Consider the following 10,029-nt stretch of genomic DNA (forward strand, 5'->3'; position numbering starts at 1 on the left):
AAAGGGTCTCCTCAGTAAACCACGACCGAGCGAATGGATTCGCCCGCGTGCATCAGATCGAACGCCTTGTTGATGTCTTCAAGCCCCATGACGTGGGTAATCATCGGATCGATCTGGATTTTTCCATCCATGTACCAATCGACGATCTTGGGCACGTCGGTCCGGCCCTTGGCGCCGCCGAAGGCCGAGCCCTTCCACACGCGCCCGGTCACGAGCTGGAACGGACGGGTCGAGATTTCCTTGCCTGCCTCGGCCACGCCGATGACGATGCTCTCGCCCCAGCCGCGGTGGCAGCATTCGAGCGCGGTGCGCATGACTTCGGTGTTGCCGGTGCAGTCGAAGGTGTAATCCGCGCCGCCATCGGTCATCTGCAGGACCTTGGCGATCACGTCCTCGCGCTTCATGCCCTTGGTGTTGAGGAAGTCGGTCATGCCGAACTTGCGGCCCCATTCCTCACGGTCGGAGTTGAGATCGATGCCGATGATCTTGTTCGCACCGGCAAGCTTCGCGCCCTGGATTACGTTGAGGCCGATACCACCCAGGCCGAAGACGACGACGTTGTCGCCGACCTGCACCTTGGCGGTGTTGACGACCGCGCCCACGCCCGTGGTCACGCCGCAGCCGATGTAGCACGAGGTCTGGAACGGCGCGTCCTTGCGGATCTTGGCGAGCGCGATCTCAGGCAGGACGGTGAAGTTCGAGAAGGTCGAGCAGCCCATGTAGTGGAAGATCTGCTGGCCCTTGTAGGAAAAGCGGCTGGTGCCGTCGGGCATCAGGCCCTGGCCCTGGGTCGAACGGATCGAGGTGCACAGGTTCGACTTGCCCGAGGTGCAGGTCTTACACTGGCGGCATTCGGGCGTGTAGAGCGGGATGACGTGGTCATCGACCGCGACCGAAGTCACACCCGCACCCACTTCGCGCACGATCCCTGCGCCCTCGTGGCCCAGGATCGAGGGGAACAGGCCCTCGGAATCGAGCCCGTCGAGGGTGTAGGCGTCGGTGTGGCAGATGCCGGTCGCCATGATCTCGACGAGGACCTCGCCCTCCTTGGGGCCTTCGAGATCCACTTCGACGATTTCCAGCGGCTTCTTGGCTTCGAACGCGACGGCTGCGCGAGTCTTCATGGGCGGTATCTCCTAGTCTGCCGGATGGCGTTGGCGGGCCTTCTAGCGCGTTGCTGGATTGGCGTGAATGGGGTTGTTTTGCAAAGCATTATAACCATACAGGAATAATCATTGCAGGAGAACGGCCATGAGGCCAATGACATGAGAGCCGAGACATGAGGTCCATCGCATGAGTGGGGCCTGGGACGGCATTGAGGAATTCGTGAGCGTGGCGCGCGCGGGCAGCTTTACAGGCGCGGCGCGCAGTTTCGGCGCATCGGTCACGCACATGAGCCGTTCGGTCAGCCGCCTGGAAGCGCGGCTGGGAAGCCAGCTCTTCCACCGCACCACCCGCTCGCTCAGCCTGACCGAGGCGGGGCGCCACTTCTTCGAGACCGGCAGCCGCCTCATTGCCGAGCGCGACGATGCCATTGCCGCGATGACGGCGAGCAGTTCGCCGCGCGGGCATCTGCGGATCACCTGCTCCTATACGCTGGGCGAGCAGTTCATCGGCCCGATCCTGCGCGGCTATGCCCAGGAATACCCCGAGATCGCGATCACCTGCGATCTCGACAACGACGTCGTCGACCTCATCCGCGACGGCTACGACCTGGCCATCCGCACGGGGCACCTTGAAGATTCGCGCCTTGTCGCCACCCGCGTCGCCTCGCGCGCGATGGTGACGGTGGCCTCGCCCGGCTATCTGGAGGCGCACGGCGTGCCGCTGCGCATCGGCGATCTGAAAGGCCACGCCTGCCTGATGGGCTCGAACAGCCTGTGGCAGTTCGCAAGGGGCGAAACCTTCCGCCCCGAAGGGCGCTGGAAGGCGAACAGCGGGATCATGGTGCTGGAGGCCGCGCTCGAGGGCATGGGGCTGTGCCAATTGCCGCGCTTCTATGCCGCACCCCACCTGCGCAGCGGCGCCTTGCGCGAGGTCCTGAGCGCCGAATGCCCCGAGGACGAACCGATCTGGGCGGTCTATCCGCGTCCCAAGCACCTTTCCCCCAAGGTCAGCACGCTGGTGGAGCGGCTGCGGGCCGAACTCCAGGGACGGCTCTCTGGCGAGGATATCCCCGCCACCGCTCTCACGGGGTGAAGCTGTAGGGTTTTTCTTCGCCGAGCCGCGCCTCGAGCACCTCGAGGCTGAGCGCGCGGTCGAAATAGAACCCTTGCGCGTACTCCACACCGAGCCCGCGCAGCAGGTGGACCTGCTCTTCGGTCTCGGCACCTTCCCCGATGACTTCCAGGTGCAGGTCCTTGGCGATCTCGATTACCCGCTCGGTCACGTGGCTGGTCGCGGTGTTGGCGCCCAGAGCATGGACGAAGAGCTTGTCGACCTTGAGATAGTCGAGATCGAGCTGAGCAAGGAAGCTCAGGCTGGAATAGCCTGTCCCGAAATCGTCGATGGCAATGCGCGCGCCCATCCCCCGTAGCGCGCGAATGGCATCGCCTGCACGCTCGACATCGATGAAGGCCCGTTCGGTCGCCTCGAACACGAAATTGCGCGGCGGCAGACCGGAGGCGGCAATGCGCCGCCCGATCCGTTCGGGCAGTGCCGGGTCGTGAAGATCGTTGGCCGAGAGGTTGATGCCGATATGGAGATCGGGGCGCAGGGCCAACAGGCGCGGCGCGTCGCGCATGATGAGGTCGAACAAGCGTTCGGTCAGCGCATGGATGAGCCCCGACGCTTCGGCCACGGGAATGAACTCATCGGGTCCTACCTTGCGCTCACCATCACAGCGCCAGCGCAGCAGGACCTCGACCCCGGCGATCCCTCCCGTCTGGAGGTCGATGACAGGCTGGTATTCGACGTAGAACTGATCGCGCATCAGGCCACTGCGAATGAGCGCGGCGCTGGATGTGCGCTGGCGCATGATGCTGATGAGCATGGCCGCCAGCAGCAGCCCGATCAGGATGCCGATCGGCACCAGCATCACGAGAGTCTGATAGAAGAACTGGCGCACCAGATCGCCCGGCACGGCCGCCCCTACGGCCAGATCGTAGCGGCTGTTCTTGCGCAGATAGACAACATGATCGCCCGACCAGAAGGCCTTGTCCAGCGTGGCCCGGCCTGCAAAGGGCGCAAAGTCGAACGCGCCCCTGGACATGACCACGCGCGCACTGCTCCAGGAAATCGCGGCAATCGCCGTCCCTTGCTGCAACTCCACGAAGCTGAGCAGGAGATCCTTGTGCACGACCGCGACATAGGCCCCCCGGCCGATCACGAAATAACCGGGACCTTCGGGTTCGAACCGGACATTCATCCAGACCTCGACGCCGGTGTTCGAGCGGATCGAAGGCTCGCCCAGCTCGACATGCAGATCCTGATCGATGGAGGAGCAGACTATGGCGTTGTCCCGGACATAGCCGACGGCCTGAAGCAGGGTGGAATCGAGATCGATACTGCGCATCTTGGCCAGAGCCGCATCCGAGCAGGGCGCAACGCCCTCCAGATCCTGCGCGAGGCGATTGGCCGCCATGACCTGATCGGCCGCCACCACCACCTTGCTCAGGACGACGTCCGCCATTTCCCGGGCGACTGCCTCCGCACGCGCTTCAGCCTGCTGCCAGGCGACCAGCGCGGCAAGGCCAACAGGCATGAGAACGAGGAAGCATGCCGCGGCCAGTATCAGGGGAGAAAAAAGTCTCCGATTGGCCGACGCTGGGGTCACCCACTCACTCCAGGCAAGAAAAAGACACCGGCGTCACTCCTTACCCGATGCACACCGGGTCTATCAGCGGCTGGAGACAACTTCAATCTGCGGAGGCGGAGCATAGACATATTGTATGCAATGCAGGACAAACGGCGAAGTTGCAGGACGCCTCGCCCATCGCGCAGCGCCGGTTATCCCGCCCCGATCAGTTCCCGTCCGATCAGCATGCGCCGGATCTCGTTGGTGCCCGCCCCGATATCGAGGAGCTTGGCATCGCGCAGGTAGCGCTCCACCGGCCAGTCGGTGGTATAGCCAGCCCCGCCCAGCGCCTGCACCGCCTCGCCCGCCACGCGAAACGCGTTTTCGCTCGCCAGCAGGATTGCGCCGGCCGCATCGAAGCGCGTGGTATTGCCCGCATCGCAGGCCCGCGCCACCGCGTAGACGTACGCGCGGGCCGATTGCAGCGCGACATACATGTCCGCGACCTTGGCCTGCATGAGCTGGAAGGTTCCGATGGGCGCGCCGAACTGGCGCCGCTCGCGCACATAGGGAATGACGGTATCGAGGCAGGCCTGCATGATGCCCAGCTGCAAGCCGGCCAGGACCACGCGTTCGTAGTCGAGCCCGCTCATCAGCACCTTCACCCCGCCCCCGACCAGACCGAGCACGTTCGCCTCGGGCACGAAGCAATCGTCAAAGACGAGCTCGCAGGTAGGCGAGCCGCGCATGCCCAACTTGCCGATCTTCTGGCCGATGGAGAAGCCCGCCATGCCCTTCTCGACAAGGAACGCGGTGATCCCGCGCGAGCCGGCATCCGCATCGGTGCGGGCATAGACCACCAGGGTATCGGCACAGGTCCCGTTGGTGATCCAGAATTTGGTGCCATCGAGCCGCCAGCCCCCCGCGGCCGCCTCGGCGCGCAGCTTCATGCCCACGACGTCCGAACCCGCGCCAGCCTCGGACATGGCGAGGCTGCCGACGTGTTCGCCGCTGATGAGCGGGGCGAGGTACTTTTCCTTCTGCGCATCGTTGCCCCAGCGCCGGATCTGGTTGACGCACAAGTTCGAATGCGCGCCATAGGACAGGCCGACCGAGGCCGAGGCGCGGCTGACTTCCTCCACCGCCACGACGTGTTCGAGATAGCCAAGGCCGATCCCGCCCCACTCTTCCTCCACCGTAATGCCGTGGAGGCCGAGCGCGCCCATCTCGGGCCAGAGTTCGCGCGGGAACCTGTCTTCGCGGTCGATCTGCGCGGCCAGGGGGGCAATTCTCTCCGCCGCGAAGCGCGCCACGCTCTCGCGGATCATCTGCGCGCTTTCGCCCAGGCCGAAATCGAAATCCGGGGTCGCTGTCATCTCTCTCCTCTTCCCGCCACCAGGAATGGCGACGCATCCTTCGGACCTTGCGGGTGTTGTCCCCGGTATGTCCTGTTGTAGGCTGCCCCTGCATCCGGGACTTTGCGGTGGAGGTCAAGCAACACCTGACACCCAAGACGCTGCACTCGTAACCAAGGTGTGAAATTATCGTGCCAAATCAGGATCCGATCGCAAAGCCTTCGAGCCCCCGCGACGCGCAGCCCAGCAAGGCTGTCCTGGGTACAAACGCACCACCGCGCGTGCAGGTCCTCGTGACCTACCTTTTCCTGGCCATCATGGGCATCGAACTGGTCACGCTGGTGATCTCGGCGCGCTGGGCCCACGTGGCCCTCGTCACCGGCCTCATGATCGTGATCGCCATTCCGGTGACGGTGCACCGTCGCCTCATCGCCAATGTGCCCGTCGAGATCCAGATCTTCGCCGTCATCTTCGTCTTCGCCACGCTGTTTCTGGGCGAAGTGGGCGATTTCTACGAGAAGTTCTGGTGGTGGGACATCGCGCTCCACACCTGTTCGGGCGTACTGCTGGGGCTGCTCGGCTTTCTCACGCTCTACATGCTGAACGAGACCGAGACGGTCAGCCTGCACATGCGCCCCTCGTTCCTGGCCTTCTTTGCCTTCTTCTTCAGCGTCGGGCTCGGCGCGATCTGGGAGATTTTCGAGTTCACGATGGACCAGGTCTTCGGACTCAACATGCAAAAGCCGATGCTGGACGACCCTTCGGGCCTCACCGACACGATGTGGGACCTCATCGTCGATACACTGGGCGCCCTCACCGCCAGCCTGATCGGGCTTATCTACATGCTCCAGGCCCGCAAGGAGGGGCGGCGCGACTGGCTGCAACGCTTCGTCGACCGCTACCCCCGCTTCTTCAACCACACCTGAGGACGCGCCCTCACGAACCGATGAAGTGCGCCGGGCGCCGCTCGAAGACCGAGGCGACGCCCTCGGCGTAATCCGCCGTCGCGCGCAAGGCCGTCTGCTCGGCATGTTCACGCCGCATTGCCGCCACCGCCGCGTTGGCCGTGCCGTCCATCAGCGTGCGTCGCACGGCCAGCAGCGCCAGCGGGGCATTGCCGGCTATCTCGTGCGCCATGGCAAGCGCCTCTTCGGCCACGGTGCCTTCGTCCACCATGCGATCGACGAGGCCCCAGCTGAGCGCAGTCTCCCCTTTCACACGCTCGGAAGACAGCATCATCCAGCTTGCACGCTGTTCGCCCAGGAGCCGAGGCAGGGTATACGTCAGCGCGAACCCGGGATGAAAGCCGAGCCGGGTGAAATTGGCCGAAAGGCGCGTGGTCGCATCGGCAACCCGGAAGTCGGCGGCCATGGCAAGCCCCAGACCCGCGCCGATGGCCGCGCCCTGCACCCCGGCGATGATCGGCTTGCGGCGGCGGAACATCCGCTCGGCCTGGTTGTAGAGCTTGGAGATCGCAGCCATGCCGCCACTGCCCGCAATCGCGGTGTCCCCGGCCAGATCGGCGCCTGCGCAGAACGAACGCCCTTGCGAGGTCAGGACCGAGCAGCGCAGCGCCGGATCGCTGTCCACCTTGTAGAGCGCATCGGCGATCTGGCGCATCAGGTCGGGACAGGCGAAGTTGTGGGGTGGCTTGGAAAAATGGATCTTCGCAACGTGGTGATCACGCTCGAGGGTCACATTGATGCTCATCTGCGGTGGGTCTCCTGCCTGACGGCCTTTTTCATGCCTGTTTCGACATATTCCAGAAAGGTTAGCGCCTGTTCAAGCACGTTCGCAGATATGAGCCAGAACATCTCCGTACAGCGTCTGGAGCGCATTTGCTGCATTGCCGAAATTTAAGGGCTCGCCTGTGTGCGATTACTGCGACATACTCCACGGCCATGCACAGACGTGACACTCCGCCTCGCCTTGCAATTCCGCCCATGCCCCGCGTTTCGGGGGAGCGTATCGCCCGCCTGTCCGCGCCTCTGCGGTGCAGCGCGGCATGACGGCGGACCTATGGACCTGGGCGCTACCGCTCGCGCTCATGCTGGGAGCGGGTCTGGCCTCGGGCTTTGCCGCCGGGCTCTTCGGGATCGGCGGTGGATTCGTGGTCGTACCCGTGCTTTTCATCATGCTTCCCCTGCTCGGAGGGACGCCCGAAAGTCTAGCCCATGTCGCCATCGGAACCTCGCTCGCCACGATCCTCGTGACCTCGCTGCGCTCGGTCCAGGCCCATGCCCGGCGCGGCGCGGTCGACTTCGCGCTGCTCAAGGCCTGGGCGCCCTGGATCGTCCTGGGTGTGGCGGCGGGCGTGCTGCTGGCCGCGCGGGTCAGCGGCGCCATGCTCGCGCTCATCTTCGGGGCGGGCGTTGCCATCATGGCCCTCCATTTCCTCTTTCCGATCCTTGCCAACCGCCACCTGCGTGACGAGCTTCCCGGCGGCCTTGCCCGCGTCGGGATCGCCGGGGGCATCGGCGCCTTCTCGTCTCTGTTGGGCATTGGCGGCGGCACCATCGCGATCATCGTCATGACCCTGTGCGGCAAGGACATACACCGCGCCATTGCGACGGCATCGGGCGTCGGTTTCCTGATCGCGGTGCCGGGTACCCTGGGCTTCATCGCCATCGGCCTTGGCGCGCCCGACCTGCCGAGCGGATCGCTGGGCTACATCAACCTTCCCGCGACACTCGCCATCGTCAGCACTTCGATCATCTCGGCCCCCTGGGGCGCGGCGACCGCGCACCGCCTGCCCGCCGCCGTGCTGCGCCCGGTCTTCGGCCTCTACCTGCTCTTCGTCGCCTTCACCATGGTCCGCAACGGACTGGGAGGCTGATCCCCGCGAGGACTTTCCGACACTCGAACAACCGCCCATCCCGTTAGGAGGAAACGCCCGATGTCCCATGCCTTCACCCGCCGCGCCCTGATCGGCAGCGCGACCGCCGGAACGGCGCTGGGCCTTGCCGCAACGGGCGCCTCGCGCGCGGCGCTGGCCGCCTCGCCGGTTCCGCCGCCCAGCGCGGTCGGCGACCTGTTCGGACCGCCCTCGGGCCTTGCTCAACTCAGCCGCAACGAAAACCCCTTCGGCCCCTCACCCAAGGCGCTCCAGGCCCTCACGCAGGCTTCCGGCCACGGTGCCTACTACGCCGACCGAGGCGTGGCCTACCTCACCGACATGATCGCCGAGCGCTTTGGCCTTGCCCCGGATAACGTCATCGTGAGCTCGGGCTCGACCGAGGTCCTGTGCTGCGCTTCGATGGCGCTGGCCGAGCAAGGCGCCATCCTGTGCCCAGACCTGTTCTGGGACACCACCGTCACCTATGCCGAGAAGAAGGGCGCCAGGTTGAAGCGCGTTCCGCTGGCCCCGGACATGGGGATCGACCTTGCCGCCATGAAGGCCGCGATCACCCCGGACGTCGGCCTCATCCACATCTGCAATCCCAACAACCCCACCGCCATGTCGCTCGACGGCGATGCGCTGCGCGCCTTTATCCGCGGGGTCGATCCGGCCATCACCGTCCTTGTCGACGAGGCCTACATGGAGCTGACCGCGCGGCCCGAATACACCTCGATGGTCGATCTCCTGGCCGAGCGCGAGAACCTCATCATCTGCCGCACCTTCTCCAAGATCTACGGCATGGCGGGGCTGCGTCTGGGCTATGCGCTCACCTCGCCCGCGATGGCGGAGAAACTGCGCGGCTATCTGATGAGCTTCGGGGGCAACAGCGCCGGACTTGCCGCGGGAATCGCCTCCTACCAGGACGAGGCGTTCCTCTCCTTTTCCAAGGCCCGCATCCTCGAAGCGCGCGAGGCCATCCTGGACGCGGTGGGCGCGGCCGGGCTTACCGCCCTGCCCTCGGACGCCAGCTTCGTCTACGTGAAGGTCCCCAATGCCGATGCCCTGAAAGCCGAGATGGCGAAGGCCCAGGTCGCGATCCGGCCCGCCTACGGAACCTGGACGCACTACTCACGCGTCAGCACGGGCCGCATGGAGGACGTGGCCCGCTACGCCGAGGTGCTGCGCCGGACCTACAAGGCCTGAGGCAGCGCCGCGTCCTCGCGGAACTTCTCACGGATCAACTCGTGGACCGCCGCAATGCGCGGTTCGCGCAGGACCTTGGGCAGCCAGATCAGGAAGTAGCGGTTGACCGGCATCTCGACCGGCGGCTCGATCTCGACGAGTTCGCCGCTCGCGATGTGCCGCTCGCACAGATAGCTGGGCAGGACGCACCAGCCAAAGCCGTCCATGACCATGCGCTGGAGGCACCTTAGGTCCTGCCCCATGACGGCGGGCGGAAGTGCGTGGCGCGCCAGGCCATTGGCGCCCAGCCAGGTCGAAATGAGCTGCTGCTTGATGTTGAAGGCCAGGACCGGCTCATCGTGGAGCGCCTGGCCGAGGTCAGGGGCGGCCATGATCCGCGCGGCCACCGCAGGCGAGGCAACCGCGTGCAGGCGCTCCTCGTGCACCATCTCGCTGCGCACGTTGCCGTCAAGCACCGGGTAGCCCGACAAGGCCAGATCGCAATCGTCCTCCAGCACGCCAGCCGCCATCTGCGCGTGGTCCGCGGCCGCAAAGCGGATCTGCATCCCTGCCCGGACAAGCGAGACAAGCCGGGGCACGACCATCTCGGCCAGGAAATCGGCCTGGCCCATGATCCGCACGACCCCGGTCTGGTCACGCGAGCGTGCCCGGGTGCGCGCCAGGACGGCCTCGGCCATGTCGAGGGTATCACCCAGGCCAGCGGCCATCTCGTCGGCGATGACGGTGGGACGCACCCCCTTGGCGTGGCGCACGAAGAGCGCATGGCCGATCGCGGCCTCAAGCGCGGCGATATGCTGCGAGATCGCAGGCTGGGTCAGGCCCAGGCTGCGCGCGGCACCGCTAAGCGATTGTTGCCGGTAGACTTCCACGAAACTGCGCAGTTGTGTCAGGGCCAT

The 10,029-nt window shown here is 65.5% G+C and carries 9 protein-coding genes; 4 read left to right on the forward strand and 5 right to left on the reverse strand.

The features are described from left to right. Positions 1–11: 11 nt before the first annotated feature. Positions 12–1,124: an S-(hydroxymethyl)glutathione dehydrogenase/class III alcohol dehydrogenase gene (locus MBENS4_RS20040; RefSeq protein ID WP_039394033.1), complete on the reverse strand. Its 1,113-nt coding sequence runs from the start codon at positions 1,122–1,124 to the stop codon at positions 12–14. 169 nt (positions 1,125–1,293) lie between these two features. On the opposite strand from MBENS4_RS20040, the gene MBENS4_RS20045 reads away from it, so the two are divergent. After that, on the forward strand, positions 1,294–2,199 hold the full coding sequence (locus MBENS4_RS20045) for a LysR family transcriptional regulator (protein ID WP_039394037.1): 906 nt from the start codon (positions 1,294–1,296) through the stop codon (positions 2,197–2,199). Here the strand turns inward: MBENS4_RS20045 and MBENS4_RS24385 are convergent. Then, the gene (locus tag MBENS4_RS24385) at positions 2,189–3,703 is read right to left on the reverse strand and encodes an EAL domain-containing protein (protein WP_052322564.1); all 1,515 of its coding nucleotides are present in this window, start codon (positions 3,701–3,703) and stop codon (positions 2,189–2,191) included. The two genes, MBENS4_RS20045 and MBENS4_RS24385, sit on opposite strands and share 11 nt — an antisense overlap. Positions 3,704–3,948: 245 nt before the next feature. Next, the gene (locus tag MBENS4_RS20055) at positions 3,949–5,112 is read right to left on the reverse strand and encodes an isovaleryl-CoA dehydrogenase (RefSeq protein WP_039394040.1); all 1,164 of its coding nucleotides are present in this window, start codon (positions 5,110–5,112) and stop codon (positions 3,949–3,951) included. Positions 5,113–5,384: 272 nt separating this feature from the next. On the opposite strand from MBENS4_RS20055, the gene MBENS4_RS20060 reads away from it, so the two are divergent. After that, positions 5,385–6,017, forward strand: coding sequence for a hypothetical protein (locus MBENS4_RS20060; RefSeq protein WP_242405027.1), 633 nt, complete (start codon positions 5,385–5,387; stop codon positions 6,015–6,017). A 10-nt stretch (positions 6,018–6,027) separates the two neighbouring features. Here MBENS4_RS20060 and MBENS4_RS20065 read toward each other — a convergent pair whose 3' ends face one another. Further along, positions 6,028–6,801, reverse strand: a complete 774-nt coding sequence (locus MBENS4_RS20065; RefSeq protein WP_039394046.1) for an enoyl-CoA hydratase/isomerase family protein — start codon at positions 6,799–6,801, stop codon at positions 6,028–6,030. A gap of 295 nt (positions 6,802–7,096) precedes the next feature. Between MBENS4_RS20065 and MBENS4_RS20070 the strand changes: the two genes are divergently transcribed. Next, a complete protein-coding gene (locus MBENS4_RS20070; protein ID WP_039395616.1) occupies positions 7,097–7,927 on the forward strand; it encodes a sulfite exporter TauE/SafE family protein in 831 nt (276 codons plus the stop codon). 60 nt (positions 7,928–7,987) lie between these two features. Further along, complete coding sequence (locus MBENS4_RS20075; RefSeq protein WP_039394049.1) at positions 7,988–9,133, forward strand: pyridoxal phosphate-dependent aminotransferase; 1,146 nt, start codon at positions 7,988–7,990, stop codon at positions 9,131–9,133. Here the strand turns inward: MBENS4_RS20075 and MBENS4_RS20080 are convergent. Then, on the reverse strand, positions 9,121–10,029 hold the full coding sequence (locus MBENS4_RS20080; protein ID WP_039394051.1) for a LysR family transcriptional regulator: 909 nt from the start codon (positions 10,027–10,029) through the stop codon (positions 9,121–9,123). The genes MBENS4_RS20075 and MBENS4_RS20080 overlap by 13 nt on opposite strands.

The sequence above is a fragment of the Novosphingobium sp. MBES04 genome, assembly GCF_000813185.1.
GTDB classification, from domain to species: Bacteria; Pseudomonadota; Alphaproteobacteria; order Sphingomonadales; family Sphingomonadaceae; genus Novosphingobium; species Novosphingobium decolorationis.

What these genes read in the sequence shown, in the direction of transcription:
- MBENS4_RS24385 (WP_052322564.1), bottom strand. Translation starts at nt 3,703, where the DNA reads ATGCCTGTTGGCCTTGCCGCGCTGGTCGCCTGGCAGCAGGCTGAAGCG.
- MBENS4_RS20070 (WP_039395616.1), top strand. Translation starts at nt 7,097, where the DNA reads ATGACGGCGGACCTATGGACCTGGGCGCTACCGCTCGCGCTCATGCTG.
- MBENS4_RS20040 (WP_039394033.1), bottom strand. Translation starts at nt 1,124, where the DNA reads ATGAAGACTCGCGCAGCCGTCGCGTTCGAAGCCAAGAAGCCGCTGGAA.
- MBENS4_RS20075 (WP_039394049.1), top strand. Translation starts at nt 7,988, where the DNA reads ATGTCCCATGCCTTCACCCGCCGCGCCCTGATCGGCAGCGCGACCGCC.
- MBENS4_RS20080 (WP_039394051.1), bottom strand. Translation starts at nt 10,029, where the DNA reads ATGGCCCTGACACAACTGCGCAGTTTCGTGGAAGTCTACCGGCAACAA.
- MBENS4_RS20065 (WP_039394046.1), bottom strand. Translation starts at nt 6,801, where the DNA reads ATGAGCATCAATGTGACCCTCGAGCGTGATCACCACGTTGCGAAGATC.
- MBENS4_RS20045 (WP_039394037.1), top strand. Translation starts at nt 1,294, where the DNA reads ATGAGTGGGGCCTGGGACGGCATTGAGGAATTCGTGAGCGTGGCGCGC.
- MBENS4_RS20055 (WP_039394040.1), bottom strand. Translation starts at nt 5,112, where the DNA reads ATGACAGCGACCCCGGATTTCGATTTCGGCCTGGGCGAAAGCGCGCAG.